This is a genomic window from Pseudomonas sp. JZ114, from assembly GCF_051027705.1.
GTDB lineage: Bacteria > Pseudomonadota > Gammaproteobacteria > Pseudomonadales > Pseudomonadaceae > Chryseomonas > Chryseomonas luteola.
Genome location: NZ_CP069260.1, coordinates 140,964 through 161,850, shown reverse-complemented (window position 1 = coordinate 161,850; position 20,887 = coordinate 140,964). Strand labels below are relative to the sequence as shown.

At 52.4% G+C, this 20,887-nt stretch carries 29 protein-coding genes; 13 read left to right on the top strand and 16 right to left on the bottom strand.

Annotated features, from left to right (window positions below):
• Position 1: 1 nt before the first annotated feature.
• The 4 genes from JQR90_RS24780 to JQR90_RS24765 form a co-directional block, all read right to left on the bottom strand.
• On the bottom strand, positions 2-904 hold the full coding sequence (locus JQR90_RS24780; RefSeq protein ID WP_434141308.1) for a dihydrodipicolinate synthase family protein: 903 nt from the start codon (positions 902-904) through the stop codon (positions 2-4).
• Positions 905-962: 58 nt separating this feature from the next.
• Positions 963-2,291 carry an MFS transporter gene (locus JQR90_RS24775; RefSeq protein ID WP_434141310.1) on the bottom strand — a complete coding sequence of 443 codons (1,329 nt, stop codon included), beginning with the start codon at positions 2,289-2,291 and terminating at the stop codon, positions 963-965.
• A gap of 181 nt (positions 2,292-2,472) precedes the next feature.
• Positions 2,473-3,792, bottom strand: a complete 1,320-nt coding sequence (locus JQR90_RS24770; RefSeq protein WP_434136981.1) for an NAD(P)/FAD-dependent oxidoreductase — start codon at positions 3,790-3,792, stop codon at positions 2,473-2,475.
• A 97-nt stretch (positions 3,793-3,889) separates the two neighbouring features.
• Positions 3,890-4,612, bottom strand: coding sequence for a GntR family transcriptional regulator (locus JQR90_RS24765; protein WP_434136980.1), 723 nt, complete (start codon positions 4,610-4,612; stop codon positions 3,890-3,892).
• A 233-nt stretch (positions 4,613-4,845) separates the two neighbouring features.
• Here JQR90_RS24765 and JQR90_RS24760 point away from each other — a divergent pair, with 233 nt between their 5' ends.
• From JQR90_RS24760 to JQR90_RS24730, 7 genes are all read left to right on the top strand, one after another.
• Complete coding sequence (locus tag JQR90_RS24760) at positions 4,846-5,880, top strand: GlxA family transcriptional regulator (RefSeq protein WP_434141312.1); 1,035 nt, start codon at positions 4,846-4,848, stop codon at positions 5,878-5,880.
• A 168-nt stretch (positions 5,881-6,048) separates the two neighbouring features.
• Positions 6,049-6,429, top strand: coding sequence for a hypothetical protein (locus tag JQR90_RS24755; RefSeq protein ID WP_434141314.1), 381 nt, complete (start codon positions 6,049-6,051; stop codon positions 6,427-6,429).
• Positions 6,347-7,051: a PRTRC system protein B gene (locus tag JQR90_RS24750; RefSeq protein ID WP_434141316.1), complete on the top strand. Its 705-nt coding sequence runs from the start codon at positions 6,347-6,349 to the stop codon at positions 7,049-7,051. The genes JQR90_RS24755 and JQR90_RS24750 overlap by 83 nt, the downstream gene beginning before the upstream one ends.
• Entirely contained in the window at positions 7,048-7,803 is a 756-nt protein-coding gene (locus tag JQR90_RS24745) for a PRTRC system ThiF family protein (protein ID WP_434141318.1), read from the top strand. The genes JQR90_RS24750 and JQR90_RS24745 overlap by 4 nt, the downstream gene beginning before the upstream one ends.
• A 19-nt stretch (positions 7,804-7,822) precedes the next feature.
• A complete protein-coding gene (locus JQR90_RS24740; protein ID WP_073450571.1) occupies positions 7,823-8,149 on the top strand; it encodes a hypothetical protein in 327 nt (108 codons plus the stop codon).
• 211 nt (positions 8,150-8,360) lie between these two features.
• Positions 8,361-8,561 carry a hypothetical protein gene (locus JQR90_RS24735; RefSeq protein ID WP_434141320.1) on the top strand — a complete coding sequence of 67 codons (201 nt, stop codon included), beginning with the start codon at positions 8,361-8,363 and terminating at the stop codon, positions 8,559-8,561.
• A 13-nt stretch (positions 8,562-8,574) separates the two neighbouring features.
• On the top strand, positions 8,575-8,838 hold the full coding sequence (locus JQR90_RS24730; RefSeq protein WP_434141322.1) for a hypothetical protein: 264 nt from the start codon (positions 8,575-8,577) through the stop codon (positions 8,836-8,838).
• 234 nt (positions 8,839-9,072) lie between these two features.
• Here the strand turns inward: JQR90_RS24730 and tnpA are convergent, their stop codons facing one another.
• Positions 9,073-9,489, bottom strand: coding sequence for an IS200/IS605 family transposase (gene tnpA / locus JQR90_RS24725; RefSeq protein WP_122044397.1), 417 nt, complete (start codon positions 9,487-9,489; stop codon positions 9,073-9,075).
• Positions 9,490-9,510: 21 nt separating this feature from the next.
• Here tnpA and JQR90_RS24720 point away from each other — a divergent pair, with 21 nt between their 5' ends.
• Both JQR90_RS24720 and JQR90_RS24715 read left to right on the top strand, forming a co-directional pair.
• Positions 9,511-10,566 carry an RNA-guided endonuclease InsQ/TnpB family protein gene (locus JQR90_RS24720; protein ID WP_434141432.1) on the top strand — a complete coding sequence of 352 codons (1,056 nt, stop codon included), beginning with the start codon at positions 9,511-9,513 and terminating at the stop codon, positions 10,564-10,566.
• A gap of 84 nt (positions 10,567-10,650) precedes the next feature.
• On the top strand, positions 10,651-10,974 hold the full coding sequence (locus JQR90_RS24715; protein WP_434141325.1) for a hypothetical protein: 324 nt from the start codon (positions 10,651-10,653) through the stop codon (positions 10,972-10,974).
• Between the two features lie 144 nt (positions 10,975-11,118).
• Here JQR90_RS24715 and JQR90_RS24710 read toward each other — a convergent pair whose 3' ends face one another.
• Positions 11,119-11,613, bottom strand: a complete 495-nt coding sequence (locus JQR90_RS24710) for a hypothetical protein (protein WP_434141327.1) — start codon at positions 11,611-11,613, stop codon at positions 11,119-11,121.
• 284 nt (positions 11,614-11,897) lie between these two features.
• On the opposite strand from JQR90_RS24710, the gene JQR90_RS24705 reads away from it, so the two are divergent.
• Positions 11,898-12,341 carry a LexA family protein gene (locus JQR90_RS24705; RefSeq protein ID WP_125889996.1) on the top strand — a complete coding sequence of 148 codons (444 nt, stop codon included), beginning with the start codon at positions 11,898-11,900 and terminating at the stop codon, positions 12,339-12,341.
• Positions 12,334-13,608, top strand: a complete 1,275-nt coding sequence (umuC, locus tag JQR90_RS24700; protein WP_434141329.1) for a translesion error-prone DNA polymerase V subunit UmuC — start codon at positions 12,334-12,336, stop codon at positions 13,606-13,608. Before JQR90_RS24705 ends, umuC begins: the two co-directional genes overlap by 8 nt.
• 37 nt (positions 13,609-13,645) lie before the next feature.
• On the opposite strand, the gene JQR90_RS24695 is transcribed toward umuC, so the two are convergent.
• The 9 genes from JQR90_RS24695 to JQR90_RS24655 all read right to left on the bottom strand — a co-directional run bounded on the left by JQR90_RS24695 (position 13,646) and on the right by JQR90_RS24655 (position 18,553).
• On the bottom strand, positions 13,646-13,897 hold the full coding sequence (locus tag JQR90_RS24695; RefSeq protein WP_434141331.1) for a DUF1654 domain-containing protein: 252 nt from the start codon (positions 13,895-13,897) through the stop codon (positions 13,646-13,648).
• A 323-nt stretch (positions 13,898-14,220) separates the two neighbouring features.
• On the bottom strand, positions 14,221-14,760 hold the full coding sequence (locus JQR90_RS24690; RefSeq protein ID WP_434141333.1) for a hypothetical protein: 540 nt from the start codon (positions 14,758-14,760) through the stop codon (positions 14,221-14,223).
• 207 nt (positions 14,761-14,967) lie between these two features.
• Positions 14,968-15,663: a hypothetical protein gene (locus JQR90_RS24685; RefSeq protein ID WP_434141335.1), complete on the bottom strand. Its 696-nt coding sequence runs from the start codon at positions 15,661-15,663 to the stop codon at positions 14,968-14,970.
• Positions 15,647-16,051 (bottom strand): hypothetical protein, encoded by a 405-nt coding sequence (locus JQR90_RS24680; RefSeq protein ID WP_434141337.1) that lies wholly within the window; start codon positions 16,049-16,051, stop codon positions 15,647-15,649. Before JQR90_RS24680 ends, JQR90_RS24685 begins: the two co-directional genes overlap by 17 nt.
• 51 nt (positions 16,052-16,102) lie before the next feature.
• Positions 16,103-16,405, bottom strand: a complete 303-nt coding sequence (locus JQR90_RS24675; RefSeq protein ID WP_434141339.1) for a hypothetical protein — start codon at positions 16,403-16,405, stop codon at positions 16,103-16,105.
• A 162-nt stretch (positions 16,406-16,567) separates the two neighbouring features.
• Complete coding sequence (locus tag JQR90_RS24670; RefSeq protein WP_125890207.1) at positions 16,568-16,750, bottom strand: hypothetical protein; 183 nt, start codon at positions 16,748-16,750, stop codon at positions 16,568-16,570.
• A gap of 47 nt (positions 16,751-16,797) precedes the next feature.
• Positions 16,798-17,154: a hypothetical protein gene (locus JQR90_RS24665; protein WP_434141341.1), complete on the bottom strand. Its 357-nt coding sequence runs from the start codon at positions 17,152-17,154 to the stop codon at positions 16,798-16,800.
• A gap of 135 nt (positions 17,155-17,289) precedes the next feature.
• On the bottom strand, positions 17,290-17,571 hold the full coding sequence (locus JQR90_RS24660; protein WP_434141343.1) for a DUF4326 domain-containing protein: 282 nt from the start codon (positions 17,569-17,571) through the stop codon (positions 17,290-17,292).
• 64 nt (positions 17,572-17,635) lie between these two features.
• The gene (locus tag JQR90_RS24655) at positions 17,636-18,553 is read right to left on the bottom strand and encodes a LysR family transcriptional regulator (protein ID WP_434141345.1); all 918 of its coding nucleotides are present in this window, start codon (positions 18,551-18,553) and stop codon (positions 17,636-17,638) included.
• Positions 18,554-18,642: 89 nt separating this feature from the next.
• Here JQR90_RS24655 and JQR90_RS24650 point away from each other — a divergent pair, with 89 nt between their 5' ends.
• Positions 18,643-19,422, top strand: coding sequence for an NAD(P)H-dependent oxidoreductase (locus JQR90_RS24650; RefSeq protein ID WP_434141347.1), 780 nt, complete (start codon positions 18,643-18,645; stop codon positions 19,420-19,422).
• Positions 19,423-19,673: 251 nt separating this feature from the next.
• Here JQR90_RS24650 and JQR90_RS24645 read toward each other — a convergent pair whose 3' ends face one another.
• Positions 19,674-20,114, bottom strand: a complete 441-nt coding sequence (locus tag JQR90_RS24645; protein ID WP_434141349.1) for a GNAT family N-acetyltransferase — start codon at positions 20,112-20,114, stop codon at positions 19,674-19,676.
• Positions 20,115-20,601: 487 nt separating this feature from the next.
• Between JQR90_RS24645 and JQR90_RS24640 the strand changes: the two genes are divergently transcribed.
• Positions 20,602-20,838, top strand: coding sequence for a hypothetical protein (locus JQR90_RS24640; RefSeq protein WP_434141351.1), 237 nt, complete (start codon positions 20,602-20,604; stop codon positions 20,836-20,838).
• Positions 20,839-20,887: the final 49 nt, after the last annotated feature.

The following is a 20,887-nucleotide window of genomic DNA, read 5'->3' as shown; positions in this document are numbered from 1 at the left end:
CTCAGATCTCCCCGGTGATTTTGGCAATGTTTTGCTTGAGCGTAGCGACGATGTTCTCTAGCATCTGCTTTTCCTCGTCGGTCATGCCTCCTAACGGTGCCCGCACGCCACCACTGCGCAGCCCCGCTATCTCGCACCCGTATTTGATGGATTGGACAAACTTGCCACTCTCAAGGAAATCCATCAGCGGCATCATTTCTGCCATGATGCGTCGGCCCTTGAAAAAGTCTTTTTCCACTACACAGGCTTCGTATAGAGCAACATGCTCACGCGGTATGAAATTGGAACCTGCGCATACCCAGCTGCGGGCGCCCCAGGCAAAAAATTCCAGAGCCTGGTCGTCCCAGCCACACGAAAGCGCAACGTGCGGATAATGGCAGGCCAGTCGATGTACCCGAGCCATGTCGCCAGAGCTTTCCTTGATGGCTACGATATTTCTGCAATCAGCCACCGCATCAAAAAACTCATCCTCCATCGCAACGCCCATTCGCCCCGGGTAGTTGTAGAGCATGATAGGTAACCCAGCCGCCTTGTCTATGGCTCGGGTATGGGCCGCATTTTCCTGCTGTGTGGGCAAGGCATAAGGTGGAGAGCCAACCAAGATGGCATCGGCCTTGATGGCTTTTGCAGTCTGCGCATACAGGATTGAGTCCTCTGTTCGGATAGCTCCTGTGCCAATTACCAGTGGCAGTTTTCCCTGAATGACATCCTGAGCCCGGGCAGCCAGATCGATACGCTCCTCGGCAGTATGCGCGTAGTACTCACCAGTCGATCCGCCAATAATAATGCCATGCACCTTTTGCTCGATGAGGTACTCCAGCACCTGATCAAATGCAGGCAGATCGATCTTTCCATCTGCTGTCAGCGGCGTTATGGCTGGGGTATAGATACCTTCGAATATCATCTTGATTCTCCGTTGAGCAAATCGGTTAAACCGCTCCAGTGCAGAGCGGCTTTAGGCGTTAGTTAAGTGAGGCAGCCTGCTGCAGGTTGAGTGAGCGTGTTTCCGGAGCGAGCGCCCAGGCGCAGATCAAACCGATAAAGGTCACCAGTGCGGCGGCCAGCATGGTGTAGCCAATACCCATTGACTGAAGCGCCATGGGCACAAGATAGGTTCCAATGGCAGCGCCTACTCGTGAGAGCGATGTTCCAATCCCTACCGCAACTGCACGAATCTCGGTTGGAAACAGCTCGTTGGGGTAGACCAGCTGAAGGACCTGGGCACCGCCAATAAACAAGGCATAAGCACCAAACAAGACCAAGATGACAATCGATGAGCTGTCATGAAGCGAGCCCAAGGCCAGCAGCGCAAGTCCTGAAAACAGGAAACTATAGATAAGCATGCTGCGGCGGCCCATGGTATTGATCAGGCGAGTGGCGAGGATGCAACCCACTACAAACAGAAACGTGATCGCGACCGAGCCAAGCGATGCCCACTCGTCGTTAAGGTGTAATGCCTGCAATACCTTGGGGGCAAAAGCATAAACGGCGAAAACAGGAATGATGGAGCATGTCCAGAACACCGATACGAATAGCATCCGTTTGCCATAACCGGAGTGCAGCAGATTCCAGACCGAGAGTTTCAGAGTATCAGGCTGCTCGGGCAGGTTGGCCAGTGAAAAAGCTGGACCATACACCTGCTTGATCACCGTTTCAGCTTCCTTATGGCGACCCTTGCTAAGGAGCCAGCGTGGCGACTCGGGTGTACCGATACGCAAAACAAACAATATGGCACCGATTACGGCTGCACTGGCCAGAACCAGGCGCCAGGCATCCTCGCCACCTATGCCAAGAATGAAGTTGCCAGCCAGGTAGGCAAATGCAGCGCCTGCAAACCACATGATGGTGAGCATCGCCAGACGTGGCCCGCGATATTGCTTGGGTAGGAACTCCACCAGCAGTGACGTTGCAACGGGATACTCAATCCCTACGGCAATCCCTATGAGAAATCGTAAGAGGAACAGAAGCTCAGCAGAGTCCACCCAGTATTGAGCTACTGAGGAAAGAATAAACAAGGTAGGACCCACAAAAAAAACGCGTTTGCGGCCTAACCAGTCCGTTAGATAGCCTCCGAAAAACCCTCCAATAAAAATACCAATCAATGCTGAGGCGGCAATCATACCTTCCCAGAATTCATTCAAACTAAGCGCGCTGGACATATGGATCATCGCGACCCCGATGATACTCAGCACATATCCATCTACAAACGAGCCCCCAGCGGAACGCAAGGTAAGAAGTTTATGAAAACCATTAAGTGGAACATCTTCGACTGAGCGATTGTTAGTTGCCATGGTATCTCCAAGACTTCATTGAGCTGGTTCCAGGCCGAACGAGTCCACAGGACCGACAAGCAGGTCCTGGCAGGCTGACGATTGATTCGGTTCAGAACCAGTGATCGGTAGCAGCCGCAACCTTTGGGTAGCGGTTCAGGGCAGCGATCAAATGTTTTTGTTATTTACGTTCTTGTTTTGACTAGCATTCTTTACCTGCTCGATATTGCCCCCACGCTATGTTGAGGTTTACACCCATTGAAAGAAAGGGTTGCGGAGGATTGGCCAGCGGGGCTGGCGCATCGAGTAGAAAGTCGATCAACTCGCTGCGTTCGCCCGCCAGCCAATCAGCCAAAAGCTTGCCGGTCGAGGTCCCGCGGGTTATGCCCAGGCCGTTGCAGCACAACGCACCATAAACATTGGGTGCCAGCTGGCCGAAATGCCCTGAATGGTTACGTGAAATAGCAAGGGAACCGCCCCAGGTATATTCGAACCCTACATCAGGTAGCATGGGAAACCGCTGGGCAAACGATGCTTGATGGCGGCTAACAAAGCGTTTCACGTGTTTGGCGTTGCTGCCGCCATCAGGGTTGAAACTAAAGCTGTTGCGAATAAGCAACCGGTTGTCGGGCGTGCGGCGTACAGTGGTACCGAATGGGTCTGCAGGAATAACGCCCCAATAAGGCTTGCCACCCAACAGTTGCTGTTCAGCTTCGTTTAGTGGACGCGTGATACTGGCATAGGTAAAGATCGGCAGCATACGGCCCTTAAGAAAACCAAAGCTCATGCCGAACGCATTATTAGTCAGTACCAGCTTGTCAGTAATAAGGGTGCCGCCTGCGTGCCTAAGCGTTACCCTGTCGCCAAAATCCACTTCGGTTATAGGAGTGTTCTCATAAAGGGTAACATTCTTAGGAAGCGTATCGGCCAGTCCTTTGACCAGTGCCGAGGGCTGAATAAGCGCCGTTCCAGGCGTAAACAAGGCCTTACGGTAATAGTGAGTGCCAATGTGGTCTGGCAGATCGGGTGCCTCGATCATTTTATAAGGCTGCCCTAGCTTATCCAGGCCTCTACGGTACGCATTAAGTACCGCGATACCTCTCTCCTCAACAGCTGCCTGATACTTACCGCAGCATTTGAGTTGGCAGTCAATATCGAAGCGGCTGACCAGCTCCTTGAGATACAGCTGCCCAGTCAGATTGAGCTTGAGAACGGTCCGAGCGATATCGATATCGCCGATATAGTCCTCAGCGCCAATATCGTGAGGCAGATCAATGGCGAACCCGGCATTGCGGCCGGAAGTCCCAAAGCCTACCTCCTGTGCATCCACAAGCACGATTTCTTCATCTGGAAAGTGCATGGCCAGCTCACGAGCTGCGGCAAGGCCGGTAAATCCTGCGCCTACCACGGTCCAGCGAGCCTGGGTGCTGCCGGTATGACTGGGCCGTGGCTGCCGATGCCTGCTAAGGTGGTACCAGCCACAGGTAAGATCATTTACAGGCAAAGACGTAATTTTTGTCATTCTTGTAAGCCTTACTTCCGAACAAGTCTAAAAACGCCCCTGCCTGCAAGACACCGGCTGCGCCAGCCCTCGAACCAGAGGAATTACCTATCGCCATTTAGCAAGCGATATCTCCTTCAATACCTTGCGGTGCCGCGTATTCGGCCATACGCCGACGGGACAGCTCAAAGTGCTCTCGAATTAATCGTCCGGCCTGGTCAGGGTCTCGACGCTCAATGGCTTGAATAATTTCATCATGCTGTCTGCAAGCCTCTTCCAGATCCTGCTGCATGTCTGCCGTTGCCGGATGCTGGAAAAACATCTTTCCAAGCCGCGCGTGATCGATGAGCAGTCTCCGCAGGCTGGCCATCAGGTAGCTGTTGTGCGCCATTCTGCCGATTTCCAGATGAAACTCATCGTTATGAAGAACCCGACCTTCGACATCACCGCTTTCGATGGCCTGTCGGAAGGCACTCTGGATCTGCTTGAGTTTTAATATCTCGGCAGGCACGGCGCGACCTGCGGCCAGCTGGGTTGTCGCAACATAGATCAAGGGTGCGGCCAGAAAGAAGCTACGCAGTGACTCAAAATCCATCGCTGCGACACGTGGAGCACGGTTGGTTTCTAATTCGAGATAGCCTTCAGCAGCGATCTGCCTGAGCAGCTCCCGAACGGGTGGGCGTGACAACCCAAACTCCTCACATAGGGCCAGCTCATCCACAGGCGCACCGGGTGGCAGCTCCATACTTACGATACGCCGTCGGAGTGTCTCGGCCATATGCACCTTTCTATCGATAGGTATTTCAATCCTTGTTTGATTGGCTTTGGCGTTAGCCTTCATATCAGCCTTCTATATATCTAGGATTTATGTATACAGTCTGTATACTGATTGGCGGAAAAGCGACGTCTAATAACGACTCAATCTCGCCTCAATGCGACGTGCCGGGCTGCTAGCAGATCTCGATGTAACAGCAAGTTCCTATTTAAAATAATGTGTAGTTTGTCCAGACGTAGTCATGCTCACGTCTTTTACCTGCCTAGAAGTCAAAACAACAGCTTAAAACGAGGCATACCATGGTAAAAAAAAGAGAATTCAGCGAAGCCATGCAGGGAAGAAACCTTCGTTACATAGGCAGCGCAAGCCAAGCCTCCTTGACCTCTCGTGTCGGCTTTGTACTCCTTGAGCACTTTTCCCTTCCTGCCTTTACCCAGGCACTTGATACACTTGTGACGGGAAACCTGATCCTGGCAGATACCTTTTCCACCATAACCCTTAGCCTCGATGGCGAGTCGGTCATGAGTGACCTTGGGCTTGCAATCTGCCCTAACGCGGCGCTTTCTTCAGCGCAATGCAATAGTCTGGATCTGCTCGTCGTGTGTGGAGGGCTGCGTACAGTCCTGTATCCGATCCCCACGCTTAGCCGCAAGCTCAAGGTTGCTGCCGAAAAGGGAGTCGCCGTGGCAGGTCTGTGGAATGGCGCTTGGTTCCTCGCTCAGGCAGGTTTACTTGAAGGATACAAGTGTGCTGTCCATCCCGAGCACCGCGTGACCGTCGCTGAACTGGCGAAGGACAGCCAGGTGACCAGTGAGAGCTTTATTGTTGACCGTGACCGCCTAACCGCGGCCAGTCCTGCAGGTGCGCTTAATATGGTGCTTGGCTGGATTAGTAGACGTCATGGACATCAGCTGTCGGATGCCATCGTGGATATACTGGCCTTTGAGGAGTCGCGTTACCGTCGGGTACGCCCTACCATGCATGAGAAGATGAGCGAGCCCTTGCGCGAGGCTATCAATCTCATGAGCGCAAACATTGAGGAGCCACTGAGCCAGGAGCAAATATCCCAGTGTGTAGGCCGCTCCAAACGGCAGATCGAGCGACTCTTCCAACTGCAACTGGGAACCTCTCCGGTTCGCTATTACCTGGAGCTGCGGATTACGGAAAGCCGTAGGCTGATTCAGCATTCTGACCTTTCCCTGCTTGATGTCGCCATGGCTTGCGGATTTGTCTCTCCGAGCCACTTCAGTAAGTGCTACAAGTCGTTCTATGGATATGGACCATCCAGGGAAACGCGTTATGGCTGCGTTAAGGGTAAGCAGCGGGTCATGTAGTTACCTTGTGGCACAGTGGACATAGTGCCAAAACCTGATCCTTTATTGCCGACGATGTTTGTACGTTGCGGTAAGCAGTATGCCTCTTCAAATCATAAAGGTCTTTAATCGCTAGATTCATCGCTAGCGCCGGTACTGAATGTCCTTTCGGAAGCGCTGGAAGTCTGCATGGCTGGCGCAGACAGTCACCTCCCCATTCATGAGCATTTCTACAACGGGTCCGCCGAGGAAAGCGTGAGTTTTTTCGAAACCCTTTACGCCTCGGTAGCCGGTGTCCGGTTCTCCCTGCTGGAGGACGATGCCCGCGATCACTTCGACGGCTATGCCCAGAACTCCTGTGGGCTGTTTGTTGCATTCCCGCTTTCTCATGAGAGTCTGGAAATGCAGGTATTGCCCGTCCTGCGACGAACCCAGCAATGCCTCTCCCTGCTGGACAAACTCGACACCGTACTAGAGGAATTCAAGCATGTTTCACGAGCAGATCAGCTCCAAGGCGCTACTGGTTCACCATCACAAGGAAACCGGCAGACTCGACCTGACCACCCATGACGTGCTGGCGCTGGAAGGCGGCAAACAGTTCACGCTGGGGGCAGGCAGAGCATTCAGCGCATCGGACAAGGAGGCATTGCTGAATCTGTTGCAGGAGGAATCCAGCGAGGCCGAGTTCATAGACCCGAGCATCCTCATGCGTGGGCGCAACCTGATCGTCTGGTATACCCCACGGCAGGTGGTGGACATTCCCTTTCCCAACGAGATGATTCGCGCGCCCCTCCCCGGCCTGATCTATGTGGCACAGGCGGGAGTCGAGCTGCGCTGCTTTGCGTTCAAGGGCAGCAACCGCCCTACGCCGGATACTGAGCTGTTTTACCCGCCGCTGGGCAATGTGTATTCCGGTGGCACATTCTGTACCGGCAACGTCCATCTGCCGCGAGAGATTGAGCTTTCCAACATACCGCAGTGGCAGCGCTTTGTACTGGAAAGCACCAATACTCATCAGGGCGGTCTCTGTCCGATCAAGGGGCTTGATAGCTTTGCCAAGCTGATCCAGTTCTATCGTGACCTCTCATGCAAGAAGACCTTTCCTGCCGCCAAGCTGGTGCCGGTACTGCGCCGTCAGAACATGCAGGTGCTCACCTTGCGTGAGGCCATTGCTCAGGAGGCTACCCTATGAGCGCCGCCACGCCCCTGTATCCTGAACCTGCCGTGTTCAAGACACCCGATCACTGGCGCTCGAAGGCACCGCGCATCGTGGTCATCGGCGCGGGCGGCAATGGCAGTGAGGTCGTGGATACCCTTGCTGCATTCCATCACGCGCTGGTCTCGCTGGGTCATCCCGCAGGACTGCACGTCACGATCATTGATGACTCTATCGTGCGCGAACCAAATCTGGTGCGCCAGCGCTTCTGGCCCTGTGATCTAGGGCAAAACAAGGCCATAAGCCTTGCCAACCGCTACAACCTGATGCTGGGCCTGTCATGGAGCGGCCTTCCCTACCGTTTCCCCTGCAAACAGACCTATTCCGCCATTGAAGGGGCTGACCTCATCATCTCGGCGGTAGACCTGCCCTCGGCTCGCCGTGATATATCACGCATTCAGTACGGCAAGCGGCTATGCATGTGGCTGGACCTTGGCAATGGCCACCGACACGGACAGGCCGTATTTGGAGCGCTGCATGAGCAGAGTCGCCGCCGTTATCCGTGTGTGGTGGACGTATTTCCCGAGATCGCTACGCTTGAAGACGACTTGCGTAAATCCTGTTCAGCCGCTGAGTCGATTGCCACGCAGGACTGCCTGATTAACCGCGCCGTCACCACGGCAGGCATGAGTATTGTGTGGGAGCTGCTGCGCTACGGCCAGACCAGCAAGCACTGCGTGTCGGTTAATCTGGAAACGGGTGAGCACATGACAGCAGGGTTTCCTTAAACTCACATGGTGTTGAGCTATGAAAATTGAGCATACCTTACGGGGCTTTGATCTGGTCACGTTTGAAGACCGATACGGCGTCAAGTGCAGCCTGCAAAAGAGCAGCCTTGCCGAAGAAGATGCTATCTGGCTGGGTTGTGACGATAGCGACCCGAAGATCATGGCTTCACGGGCAATGGAGTACGGCATACACACACACCAAACAACTGGATGGGTTCCTTTCCCGTTACCGGATGATGTTGTCATTAACACGCGAATGCACTTAACACGTGAGCAGGTCGCTGAGTTACTACCCTATTTGCATCATTTTGTGGAAACCGGCGAGATCGTGAAGAATGCGCCTTAGCAGGTTAAAAAGACTCTTGTGTCCAACCAGCACCTAATTGGAGCCAGAAATGGCATTAGCATTTTTCTTGGCTGGAATGGGTATTTCCTCAGCTATGGCGTTTGGTTTCCTGTGCTATCTGGGCGTCCCTGAATGACGCCCTGAGCGAGAAAAAGCACAATACACATTGTTTGAAACATGAGCGGGATTAGAGGTGTTGCAAAGGAAGGTTTTGAAAGTCGAAGGTTCGAACTTTGTGGCCAGCGCAATCTGGGAGCAGGGGCCGGACGGCTGGACCTGCATCGAGGCAGACACAACACTGGCATGGCTTAAAGGCCGCAGTGATGTAGGTGTAGGCTGGTTCATGCAGCGCAAGGGCTGGCAGTACTCGTGGGTTATTGTCGATTCAAACCAAACTATCCTAGCTACATAGCAAGGAGAGAAACATGAGCGATCAGACTGAACTGGAGTTGAGCTTTGGCTCACCGGATCGGGAAACCGTCTGGAAGGCAAGATCGCTGCGTTTCAAGGTCCAGCATCGCTGGAATGTGCTGAGTGCCTTCATCACCGGCGACATCAGCGCCAGGTCACTCCTGTTCGGACTGAGATATCCGGCAGCGGTTGTTCACCTTGCATCGAAGCGGCCACAGCAAGGGATGATCTGCGTGTGTCCTGCAACCAGGGCTGATATTGAGCACCTATTAGGCTAATTTACTTACCAGGATGGTGCACCGCGTGAGCATCTACAGGCCCAGTCGATGAAAGCTATAAGGGGTATCAAGTAAGGCTACTGTTACAGCTGTTACAGCTAAATGTGCATTCAGCTATTCACGTATAACCTCCCCACCTAGTCAACAGAAACCAGTGTCTCAATATTATCAGTTATGCGCGAAAAACCCCGTACTTCTAGTGCGGGGATGAATAGCGCGGAAGGCGTAGCCTTCCTATAAGGGTCTCGTCTGCTGCTCAATGTATGCCTTTACTACCGAGAGCGGCGCACCTCCAACACTGCCTGCAAAATAGCTAGGACTCCACAAGGCATTGTGCTGATAGGCAGGGGCCGCCAGCTCAGGGTACATCTGCTTCATGCGCCTACTAGAAGCCCCCTTCAAGCTATTAACCAGCCTGGAAAGCGCGATCTTAGGTGGGTACGTTACTAGCAAGTGAACATGGTCAGCCTCTCCATTGAATTCTACAAGGTCTGCTTCAAAGTCATGACACACCTTGCAAAGTACCCTTTCTAGTGTCTTCAGGTGTGCATCTGAAAAAACACGCCCTCTATACTTAGTCACAAAGACCAAGTGTGCATGAATCTCGAAGACGCAGTGTCTACCGGCTCTAATGTCTGTATTTTTGCTCATAGACCAAATATATTTCTTTTCATGAAACAGACCAAGACTCTCAAAGTTCGAGTTCGAGACAAGCACGCTCCTTTGCTTCGGCAGATGGCGCGTAGCGTTAATTTTGTCTGGAACTACCTAAACGAGCTTAGCGCTCGCTCTATCCGTGAGCGCGGGGGATTCTTATCGGCCTATGACTTTCACCCTTACACAAAAGGGGCTGCAAAAGAACTAGGTTTGCATAGCCAGACCTTGCAGTGCATTGCCGCTGAATACGTCACGCGCCGCAAACAGTTTAAAAAGGTCCGTCTCAACTGGCGCAAGTCGGCTGGCGTCCGGCGCTCGCTTGGCTGGATTCCTGTAAATACCGGCGCTGCAAGCTGGAAAAATGGGCAGGTCTACCATAACGGCCACTATTTCAAAGTATGGGATAGCTACGGCCTGGCAGGGCATAAATTCCGCTCAGGCAGCTTTAGTGAAGACTCACGTGGGCGTTGGTACTTTAATATCGTGGTTGATGTTGAAGGGTCGGTATCAATGGGCCAGGGCGCGGTGGGTATTGACCTCGGCCTGAAAGACCTGGCGACATGCAGTGACGGCAGAACGCTGGAAAATGGCAGGTTCTATCGTGATCTGGAGCCAAAGCTTGCCATCGCTCAGCGCAGTCGAAACAAGGCCAGAACACGTGCTATTCATGCCAGGATCGCCAACCGGCGAAAGGATGCGCTGCACAAGTTTAGCCGCCAGCTGGTGAACGGCTACGGCACGATCATCGTGGGCAATATAAGCTCTTCAAAACTCGTTAAAACCAAAATGGCTAAGTCCGTCTATGACGCTGGCTGGTCCATGCTGAAAACAATGCTGGAATACAAGTGCGATCACGCAGGCATTGTTTTTAAGGAAGTAAACGAGGCGTACACCACCCGCGCCTGTTCGGCTTGCGGCTCCTTAACGGGGCCAAAAGGCGTCAATGGGCTGCGTATAAGAGAATGGGTCTGCTGTGAGTGCGGTGTCGCTCACGACCGCGATATCAACGCGGCCAGAAACATTCTCGCGCTCGGGCATGAGCGTCCATCAGTGGGAATCCCCGTCCTTTAGGGCGGGGAGGATGTCAACTATGCTGTTGCTCAGATCTATCGACACGTTGATTAACTTCAAAATAGATAATAGGGAGCAAACACATTGACCAAGCTAGATGGGACATATCTAAGCAAGAAAATGGCAGGCATTTTGGTTCTGGCAGTTGCTTTAACGGGCTGCTGGAAAGCGTCAGACAAATCTGTTTCTGAAGTTGATCAGAGCAAGATATGTATTGCTAACAGCGATACCGAGGCAAAGAAGTGTACGCCTGGACAGCTATTTTACTTACAGCCTCAAAGCTGGGGCAACGAGCAGCTACCACTAAATATCACTGCTGCGTATTGTGATTTCAATCATCCTGTCGTCTATAACAATGCTGGAGTTATCTGCGTCTTTACGGATAAGCGCCTACATCTTATGAATTAGACTTCAGCTAGAGGGCCTCCTTTGTTTTCTCAAGGGGGCTTTCTATTTAAATTCGTCTTAAGTTTGAGAAACGTTAGGACTTATCGCTCTAGAACGGCAGCACCTCCCACTGTCTGCTTCTAATTAAGGCTCGCGCTGGCATGATCATTTGGACGCCTGTTTCTCGGTAAGCCGATAAAACAGTACCAGTTGTGATCGATTTCTTAGGACACGGTTGCTAACGCCTACAAACTCAACGGTGCTCTTTCCATAAACTGTATCCAGATAGTCCTGCGGCGATAGCCCAGAACTGATTGGCTGATACTCGTAGTGAACGCCCCGCACACTAAAAAAGCCGTCGTTTACGCGCGTTTTGATCGCACAACCCTTCCTGTAGGCCACTATACGCTTCTCTTCCAAGCGCTCAGGGCAGATACGAAACTCGGGGCCTTCCTTGTAGAACTCGCTCACCTCAACAAATGCATCATTGCGCTGGGGTGGTAGAGGAATCTCACTTTGACGCTCCTCTCGATCTCGTTGCTGCCGTTGCATGGCTACAGTGGCGACAATAGTGCCCCCACTAGCCATGGCAGGCATTGATATCAGGCTGCAAAGGAGCAATGGTGAAAAAAGCTTGAGACAGAGGCTGCTTGTACTCATTAGGTTGTCCTTAATCTATTGTTGACACTTCAAATGTCTCACGGCTTTTGTAACATGCAAGGCAGCTAACTTGCAGCTCACTCACGATTTTGCAGCAAGCTTAAATGATGCCATTTGGATGGCATTTGTCTGGATACTTGCGTGTACCTCGTCTAAGTACACGCTTTCTCGCTTAACGAGGCATGCTCGCTGTGCTCTTTTGCATGGGTTGAAACATTGACGGGAACTGTATGCATGGCCATGCTGTATAAAAATACACACAACCATGTCGCTCGGATGTCGTCATGCAACCCAACCACATCACCCTTTTAGGCCCGCTTTCGGCCACGGATTTAACCCTCCCGCTTTACGGGTATCGCGTTCCGGCAGGCTTTCCCAGTCCTGCCCAGGACCACATCGAGGAACGCATATCGCTGGACCATCTGCTTGAGATCCAGGCACCCCATACCTACCTGGTGCGTGCCCATGGCGACAGCATGATTGGGAGTGGTATCCACGACGGTGACCTGCTGGTCGTTGATCGATCCGCTGATGCAGTACAGGGTGACGTGATCATTGCCGCCATCAATGGCGAGCCTGTAGTCAAGCGACTTGGAAAGGTTGGCGAAACGCTGGCGCTTCTTTCCGATAATCCTCTCTACCAGCCCCGGCTGATCCTTGAAGGCGACGACCTTGAGGTGTGGGGCGTTGTGCGGTGCAGTCTGCGGACTCATCGCGGTCATGTTTGATAAAATCTATTGTCTGGCAGATTGCAATAGCTTTTACGCATCGTGCGAGAGAGTATTCAGGCCTGATTTAAAACACACTCCGATTGTCGTCTTAAGCAACAACGATGGCTGCGTTATTGCCCGCTGCGCCTTGGCCAAGAAATTAGGGATCAAGATGGGTGCGCCCTATTTCCAGATCAGGGACGAGCTAAAACGCCTTGGAGTTCAAGTGTTTAGCTCAAATTATGCGCTTTATGCCGACCTTAGTGCTCGGGTCATGTCATGTATAGAATCTATTAGCCCTGCCTGTGAGATATATTCTATAGATGAAATATTCCTAGATCTATCAGGAATACAGGAATGTCCTGAAAAGCTTGGCAGGGAAATCAAGGCGCGGGTGTACAAATGTACCGGCATCCCTATAGGTGTTGGGATCAGTACTACCAAAACACTGGCCAAGCTGGCAAACCATGCAGCCAAACGCTGGTACAACTCCACCGGTGGGGTACTGGATTTGAGAGACCCCGACCGCCGCAACCGGGCGCTGCAGCACATCGATGCGGGTGACGTCTGGGGCGTTGGGCGACGGCTTGAGGAAAAGCTCAAGCTGTTGGGCATCGAGAAGGCATGGGACCTCGCCCAGTATGACGCCTGGTCGATCCGCAAGATGTTCAACGTGACACTTGAAAAAACGGTACGCGAGCTGCGCGGCATCTCCTGCATCGATCTGGAGGAAGTGGCACCCCCCAAGCAGATGATCTGCACGTCCCGAATGTTTGGTCAGCGCCAGTACACCTTTTCAGCGCTGGCCGAGTCAGTGGCCAGCTACACGGCTCGGGCGGCAGAAAAGCTCAGGGCGCAGCAGTCGCTCTGCCAGGTGATGCGTGTGGGCATCCAGACGGGTATGCACGGCCCGCCAGAGGAGCGCTACTCCAATGGGGTCATCCTGAACCTGCCCTACCCCACCGATGACACCCGTGTACTGGTCCAGTACGCCCTGCACGGCCTCAAACACATCTACCGCGAAGGCTATGGCTACGCCAAATCAGAGATCCTCCTGATGGACCTCAAGCAGCGCGGCGAGTATTCCATGGACCTGTTTCAGCCCGAGCAGTCAGCTGGGGCCGACCGGCTCATGAGCACCATGGACAGCATCAACCGCAAGTTCGGCAAAGGTATGCTCCGCCCTGCGCGTATTACGGCTCAACCCGGCTGGGCCATGCGGCGCGAGCTGATGAGCCAGAGCTACACCACCCGGCTGGATCAGCTTTGGACGGTACGTAGTTAAGAGAGTAGCTTCGACCAAAGATCGAGAGAATGTACGGTCAGCCTTCCTGCGGAACCGTCCAGAAGATCTGAACATTGCCATCATCGCGAAAGGCCAGGGTCACGTTATCCGTCTCACCCAATTCCTCCATGACCCGATCCCATGCGTCATCCGGATCGCTTTCCAGTCGCTCAAGCAGCGCTGTTTTAGAACGTTGAGCAGCTGGACTGTTAATCACGCGCTGAAGACGCATCGCCAGGACTTCATAGGGTTTGGGAGCAGGTGGAGCCGACGCAGTTTTCTTTGCCATATGTACAACCTAATACTGTATACATTTACAGTATTACATGCCTCGCCTCTAGATCAAGCTATTTCACGGGCAGCTCCTGAGTGCCAGGAGCCAAGCAACCAATGTTCACTCTGTACGCGGTTTTCCGCTCACCAACCGGTTCAACTCTGTACGAACCATATTGCGATATTGCTGGGGCCACAACGCTTGGATTTAATAAATAATACTATGGGTTAAGTTCTCTACTTATATACTTTTATTTATTTAAAAGTCACTCTATGTTTAATAGGTATATAACCTGTCATACAGCAGATTATATACCTAATGAAAGACCAGTTTATACTCTAGAAAGCTAGCTTATCCCCCCCGGCAGGAATAACTGCTTGTTCGAGTGACGTTCCCATACTTAATGGCTTTTTCACTAAACCAAGTGTTGACTTCTCAACTATTTTGTTTAGTTCGCCTTGCAAATGATTAACGGCAGCCTCCGTATTTGATATTTCTTGATAGTCAATGTATGCCCTGACCTGTGCTTGAGCAATTGGTACCGGAATAGTTATAGTCTTAACCTCGCCAGATCTACTTTTTCTAGCTCCATCGAGGCCGCCTTTAACATGGCATGATACTTGATTTGAAACTTGCTGCAAAATATTGGATTTATCAATATAAAAAGCTACAACAGAGGCAGCTCCAGTAACCTCTCCACCCCAGTTTTTAACACATTTTAGAGAAAAGCGAACGGCGCTGTTTGACCCCATTTCAAGGCCTTCATATTCAAGCGTTACTCCTCTATTGTCCCTTCCTTTAGAAAGTGTCCCTGCTAAAGTATTTCCTATAATAGACAGCGCGAACAAGCCAGATATAGCAATCATGGAATTTTTCACGTGGCTCTCCTTTGCTCTAGGTTGAAGACTGAGCACGTATTTGACAAATAATTAAAGAAAATTTTGGCTCTGAAATATTTCGATACATTAAATATTGAACTAGATTAAAGTTTATTCCTTGCTTGAAGGTTGGCTGCTAGCACCAGCGCCTTAACCGTTTTACTTATCTATACAATCTTTACCAATCAGATTTTTGCCATCATGAGCCTACACAGCATCAAGCGCACCACGTCGTCGATATTCACGCATCCGATCCAGATAGGCCCGATGTCGCTCGGGATCACGACGTATCTGGTCGCGGTAGCGCCTAGCATAGAGCCGCTGATAGGCACGGATACGAACCCGCCAATGGGCCAGTTGCTCAGGTGTCATCGCGTCCAGCCGGGCTCGCCGTCGCGCTTGAATCTCTACACGATTAGCAGCGTAATGCGCCGCCATGTACTGCCTGATGCTCTCTTTATTGGCGGGATCGTTGCGCCAGCGTTTACCGGATGCACGCTGTATCTGGCGAACCCGGTCGGCCAGCTCTGTGTCGCGTGCCATCCGATCAGCCAATCGCTGATAGCGTCTGCGGTTAAATTCGGGATCAGCAGCCCGTCGGTGATAGTGCTCCAGATTGGTCCTGCGACGTTGGGTAGAAGCACAGGCGTCAGAACACGCATTGCTGCGTGGTCTATCCGAGGGGACCTTGTTGCCACAGATCACGCATTCCGGGCGCTGACACCAGGAGCACTCGCGCCAGCCGCGCTGGGTGAGTAGGCTTTGGGCCAGCGTCTCCTGCCGACCACAATTACACACCACGAGCCACGCAGTCTGCTCACGTCCGAATTTCACTCGTCCATTCGCAGCCAGTACACGAAGACGACCAAAGCGCCTACCCGTTAGATCAAGCGGTGCCGGCATTGTCTTGATTCCGCCACCAGCGCTCAACCGCTTCGATTACACACACTTCCTGCAGATAGTTAAGCTCGGCAAGCTTGCGACTCAACCCTACAGGATCAACGTCCCATTTATCCGCCAGGCCATCCTCAATCGCGTCTTCCCATCCCATAGACAGGCTGCCACGGATCAGCGCAGCCGGTTCGCTGCAAACACCCCCCAGCAAATCCCTTAGAGCATTCCACTCAGCATCGTTAAATAGCTTCTCGATACGTTCACGGCGCAGGATTTCTGCATAGCGGTCGCCAATCACGTTGACGCGCCTGCTCGTCGTGATGCCCGCCTTGTCGCCTGTGACGCCAATAACGGCGTCCAGCTGGGGACCTATGTGAATTCCAGCTTTCTTGGACATGGTGCTGCCTTCTTACGAAAGAATTCTCGGCACTGTGGCCGGTGAAGGTGATTACAGTGCGGTGTTGGATTCGCAGAACTCTATCCAGGCAGATTCTCGGGTATTGCGCACGATGTCCTGGAGCTGCTCCTCAGCTTCAAGCTGATCAGCCCATACAGAATCAGTTGAATAGCCCGCAAGGCTGGAGTGGTAGGTTACAGAGATGTCGTCGGTAGCGAATCCTGCCTCGCCTGCCGACTGCTGCAATCTGGATTCGAGGAGGGAAGCATAGGCCTCGCCTGCGGCATCGATATCACTCCACTCAGAGCCGATTGAATCAGATAGAACGTTAAGACGAACAGTTGCTGCTTTCATGGTGTTGTCCTCTGTGCATGCCGTGCATGGGATGCCGGCTTCTTCAGGGCAGTACAGGTTATGCAGATCTTCGAAATGGATCTTAGGTGCACCAAGGTGCACCGTCAAATCACCTAGCTGTAATCGAGCGGGCCGCGCACGTCCAGCTCGATTCCTTAATCCCTACGCAGCGCTAGACTCCACGACGATTCTCGCCGCCTGCTCTGCATCCATGCCCATGCTCCATGCCTGCTGCAACCTGAACAGCTGAGCCTCTACGATGGCCGACGCATCAGAATGGCTTGCATCCAGTGCAGTTGCGACCTGCTCAACGACAGCTTCTTCCCACTCAAAATATTCACTCACCTTAATGTCCTCGCTGCGCATGAAAGGATTGGCAGAACTCGCTCGGATCATTCACCGCCGCCACCACCGCCACTGTCACCACAGGAACTACCTGAATCACTAACGCCTACGGTACAGGTAGGTCCCGTGTCGGTATTGCTCAGTATCGCCAGCGTAGCGAGGGTCGTGAGATCTGCTCCGCGGCTGTTTGAGGAGCTACCTGATTGAGAGGCATAGCTGCGAGAGGGATAACTGCTGGCGCGGTAGGCGCTCCTGTGCTGACCCGTTGCAGGGCGAGCTGAGACCTTTTGAGCCGCAGGCTCCTTTTCCTTGATCAGCTGCGTGACGAGACAACCCAGCGCCAGCAACAGGCTGACCATGAGGAGAACAACCACTGGACTGATAGATGCGTAGATACCCAGCATGTGGCCCAGGCACTAGGTCACGCTTAACGCGGCAATGTAGATAATCACGAGCTGCTTCGTATTCATGGGAAAGTCCTGAAAGTGGAAGACACTTTCACTCTCTCATGGGAATTGCGGGATGCAAGGGCTTGAGTGTCAGATATTGGCGTGTTTGATCAGGACATTTGCATAGCAGGGTTCGTCCAGGCGACACCAACAGGCCAGAGCCTTGCCACGCAGCTCCGTTATATCAAGGGCACCCGCCGCCAGCTGCTGATCAAGATACGCTGAAAACAGCGCTATGGCCCTTTCGCGGCCATGCTCGGCAACACTGAAGGGGGTTCCCCACTTGCCCGGCTTGGCAACACGTACAGAACCCTCCGGTAAGCGCCAGCCCTTGGTGCGGCGTAGCTGAATGCGCGCAGGCAAGTTAGTCATGATCACTCTCCAACAGCTATAAGCCAAAGCGCAGCCTGCAAGGCTATTTACCATTACGAAGCACCTATCGCCGTCCTGGCAGCTCCCCTGCACATGATGCAACAAATTGCTCACGTAACCACCGATGTGCCGGATCATGATGCAAACGCTCATGCCAAAGCATGCTTATCTCGTAGCCTGGAATATTCAGTGGCGGCTCTATAAACGAGAGCGCTGGATTATTATGAGCCAGCCTTAAAGGCACAACGGCGACCATATCAGTTGTTGCCAGTACAGAAAGAACGAACAGGAAGTGCGGGACGGAAAGCGCAACGCGACGAGTCATACCCTGTGTCGCAAGAGCCTGATCGGTAACCCCAGAGAACCCACCGCCGTCCGGAGAGACAACAACGTGCTCAAGCGTGCAGAACTGTTTCAAGGTAAGCTCTTGCGCCAGTGCTGGGTGATGAGCACGGCCAGCTAGTACGTAACGCTCCTTGAACAACGGATGACAGCGTAGCGTTGGTGGACTGTCATGAAGTGTATGGAAAGCCAGATCCATATCATCCTGTTCAAGTTGCTTAGCAATGCGTTTGGGGACCATTTCCAGCACTGCCAGCCGCGTCTTGGGCGCTTGTGTCGTCAATGTATTCAAGGTTGGCAGGATGATGGTTGATTCAGCGTAGTCCGTTGCTGCTACTCGCCAGGTATTTTGCGCGAGGGCGGGTTCAAAAACCCTGGTGCCCTGGATGGCTTCAGCAAGTGCTTCCAATGCCTGGTGCAAGGGCTCACGTAGTTCGTTAGCCCTGGTTGTTGGACGCATGCCACGTGGGCCAGGCAGCAGAAGCGGATCATCAAAGTAATCGCGTAGCTTCGCTAATTGCACGCTTACTGATGATTGCGCAAGGTTGAGGCGCTCGGCTGCTCGCGTGACGTTGTGTTCAACGAGCAATGTATCAAGTGTAACCAATAGATTCAGGTCAAGCTTACTGAAATCGTCCACCGCAATACCTGGTATTAGCGTTATATGTTTCAATAATACTATATTGCGCGGCATCCTCTGTTGACCGAAACGAGCCGAGGATACCGGACATGAATGTGTTATTGATCTACGCTCATCCAGAGCCCCATTCCCTTAACGGTGCTTTAAAGAATTTTTCCATACAGCACCTCCTGGAAGCGGGCCACAAGGTCAAGATCTCAGACCTTTATGCCATGCAGTGGAAAGCAACTCTCGACGCTGCTGACAGTCTCGATTTTTCATCTGAAAAGCCTTTCAACCCGTCGCTCGATTCCATGCAGGCCTATCAGAGTGGGCGACAGAGCCCTGATATTGCTGGCGAGCAGGCCAAGCTGCTATGGGCTGACGCGGTAATTCTTCAGTTCCCGCTCTGGTGGTTTAGCATGCCGGCGATTCTCAAGGGCTGGGTAGACCGTGTCTATGCTTACGGCTTTGCCTATGGCGTTGGCGAGCATTCGGATAGCCGGTGGGGAGATCGCTACGGTGAAGGTACTCTTGCCGGTAAGCGGGCAATGCTGATAGTAACGGCTGGCGGCTGGGTTTCTCATTACAGCGCGCGTGGTATCAATGGACCGATTGAGGATGTGCTTTTTCCAATTCAGCATGGCGTGCTGTATTACCCTGGCTTCGATGTATTACCACCCTTTGTAGTCTACCGGACCAGCCGAGTGGACGATGACCGATATGCCGCGATTTGCACTGGTCTTGGTGAGCGTCTTGATAACCTGTTCCATACAGCACCTATCCAGTTCCGCTCACAGAATGGCGGTGACTATGACATTCCTGCATTAACGCTCCGCACCGACATTGCGCCAGGTGTAACAGGCTTTAGGGCACACATAGCGGAATGACTTAAGGCTGTGTCCAGTCCTGTTAGGCCGGAAATACTTGACGAAAACTAATTCGAACCCTAAAGGCAGGCGCATCACATGGATGTTGGCGCCAAATATTAACCATCTTGAATTTGATACAGTTAGATGCGTACAGGAAGAGCATCATGGCTCATACCTATAGAGCCTCAAGCTGTCTAGCCACCTCGATCGCCGTGATGATGTGGCCTCGCTTGATGTGGTTTGCTCAAAAGGCATATGCACGATCAGCATTAGCTTTCCAAGGACTCTTGAAACACTTTAACGAAACGTAGGCGCTTCTCTTGATAGCCGTTTCGCTCATAGAACAAATGTGCTCGATTGCGAGCACTGTTGCTAGATAACTCAAGTTGCGAGCACCCCTGCTGCACTGCAAACTCCTCTGCAGCGGTCAGCAAGCGTGCTCCAAGACCCGAACTCCTGTGTTTGTCGTCTACAACCAGAGCAGAAAGTAGAGCCCACGAGGCTTTTACATGTAACGGGTTCATTATGTGTACTATCGCAACACCAACAATGTCACTATGGTGCTCCGCTACAAACGCCTGTCCAGTGGCTCTTTGACGTAGCTCATGCAGCTGCTGCGCTACTTGCTTAGGCTCAGTTGAATACCCGAGCTGTTCAAACAAGCAAACGATACGTTCCAGGTCCTCGGCTACAGCCTCGCGGATATTCATCTTGATTAGGGCTCAGACAGTATTCATCGATAAATGACTTCCGCATTTGGCCAACAGCGGACACCCAGCAAGTCTCAGTGTAGGGAGCTTGTCGCCCTCAAAGCAAACAAGGAATTTTCCAGAATAGGTTTTATCGAGGCGGGCCGTCATTGTAATCGTAACAGGATTGAAGCGTGCATCATCTCCTCTGCGTCGCTTCTCCTCGATCAGCTGGTAGGCCTGGGTATCAAGACCGTCACATAGATCGATCAGAAGGCCCTCGTCGCGGCAGAAACCGCATTCGCCTGTTTGACCCATTTCAGGTCAACTCCAAAGCACTCACTTGATTGTTCGATAGGCATGGGATAGCTCACAATTCGTTGATTCCTATCGACGCTAGCATCGAAAACCTCTGATGCAAGTGACTACCAGGCGGCAGCAGCATTAACGTTTAGGAGTCTATCCTGCACACAGACATAGCCGCATCTCTACGTCGTAAGGAAACATCATGCACAAGGACAGGGAAACGTTAATCGCCATGCTTGACGCCCAGGTACAGCACGAAACCCGCTGGCTCAGACGTATTACTCTCTTGATTGGAATACTGGCCGCTGTTGTTGCCTATTATGGCTACTTAATGTCGCATTGGACAGTCATGGTTGTGGCGCTTTTCATCCTTACCATTGGCGTCAGCGCACAGGCTGTACTCTGGTTTGGACTGTGGGATTTGAAGAAGCGTCAATAAATCTGGATGTACACCTTATACATTCTCAATCCGCGAAAATAGCTGCTTT

Coding starts and splice junctions, on each gene's coding strand:
- JQR90_RS24780 (WP_434141308.1), bottom strand. CDS start 904: ATGATATTCGAAGGTATCTATACCCCAGCCATAACGCCGCTGACAGCA.
- JQR90_RS24775 (WP_434141310.1), bottom strand. CDS start 2,291: ATGGCAACTAACAATCGCTCAGTCGAAGATGTTCCACTTAATGGTTTT.
- JQR90_RS24770 (WP_434136981.1), bottom strand. CDS start 3,792: ATGACAAAAATTACGTCTTTGCCTGTAAATGATCTTACCTGTGGCTGG.
- JQR90_RS24765 (WP_434136980.1), bottom strand. CDS start 4,612: ATGAAGGCTAACGCCAAAGCCAATCAAACAAGGATTGAAATACCTATC.
- JQR90_RS24760 (WP_434141312.1), top strand. CDS start 4,846: ATGGTAAAAAAAAGAGAATTCAGCGAAGCCATGCAGGGAAGAAACCTT.
- JQR90_RS24755 (WP_434141314.1), top strand. CDS start 6,049: ATGGCTGGCGCAGACAGTCACCTCCCCATTCATGAGCATTTCTACAAC.
- JQR90_RS24750 (WP_434141316.1), top strand. CDS start 6,347: ATGTTTCACGAGCAGATCAGCTCCAAGGCGCTACTGGTTCACCATCAC.
- JQR90_RS24745 (WP_434141318.1), top strand. CDS start 7,048: ATGAGCGCCGCCACGCCCCTGTATCCTGAACCTGCCGTGTTCAAGACA.
- JQR90_RS24740 (WP_073450571.1), top strand. CDS start 7,823: ATGAAAATTGAGCATACCTTACGGGGCTTTGATCTGGTCACGTTTGAA.
- JQR90_RS24730 (WP_434141322.1), top strand. CDS start 8,575: ATGAGCGATCAGACTGAACTGGAGTTGAGCTTTGGCTCACCGGATCGG.
- tnpA (WP_122044397.1), bottom strand. CDS start 9,489: ATGAGCAAAAATACAGACATTAGAGCCGGTAGACACTGCGTCTTCGAG.
- JQR90_RS24720 (WP_434141432.1), top strand. CDS start 9,511: ATGAAACAGACCAAGACTCTCAAAGTTCGAGTTCGAGACAAGCACGCT.
- JQR90_RS24710 (WP_434141327.1), bottom strand. CDS start 11,613: ATGAGTACAAGCAGCCTCTGTCTCAAGCTTTTTTCACCATTGCTCCTT.
- JQR90_RS24705 (WP_125889996.1), top strand. CDS start 11,898: ATGCAACCCAACCACATCACCCTTTTAGGCCCGCTTTCGGCCACGGAT.
- umuC (WP_434141329.1), top strand. CDS start 12,334: ATGTTTGATAAAATCTATTGTCTGGCAGATTGCAATAGCTTTTACGCA.
- JQR90_RS24695 (WP_434141331.1), bottom strand. CDS start 13,897: ATGGCAAAGAAAACTGCGTCGGCTCCACCTGCTCCCAAACCCTATGAA.
- JQR90_RS24685 (WP_434141335.1), bottom strand. CDS start 15,663: ATGCCGGCACCGCTTGATCTAACGGGTAGGCGCTTTGGTCGTCTTCGT.
- JQR90_RS24680 (WP_434141337.1), bottom strand. CDS start 16,051: ATGTCCAAGAAAGCTGGAATTCACATAGGTCCCCAGCTGGACGCCGTT.
- JQR90_RS24675 (WP_434141339.1), bottom strand. CDS start 16,405: ATGAAAGCAGCAACTGTTCGTCTTAACGTTCTATCTGATTCAATCGGC.
- JQR90_RS24665 (WP_434141341.1), bottom strand. CDS start 17,154: ATGCTGGGTATCTACGCATCTATCAGTCCAGTGGTTGTTCTCCTCATG.
- JQR90_RS24660 (WP_434141343.1), bottom strand. CDS start 17,571: ATGACTAACTTGCCTGCGCGCATTCAGCTACGCCGCACCAAGGGCTGG.
- JQR90_RS24650 (WP_434141347.1), top strand. CDS start 18,643: ATGAATGTGTTATTGATCTACGCTCATCCAGAGCCCCATTCCCTTAAC.
- JQR90_RS24645 (WP_434141349.1), bottom strand. CDS start 20,114: ATGAATATCCGCGAGGCTGTAGCCGAGGACCTGGAACGTATCGTTTGC.
- JQR90_RS24640 (WP_434141351.1), top strand. CDS start 20,602: ATGCACAAGGACAGGGAAACGTTAATCGCCATGCTTGACGCCCAGGTA.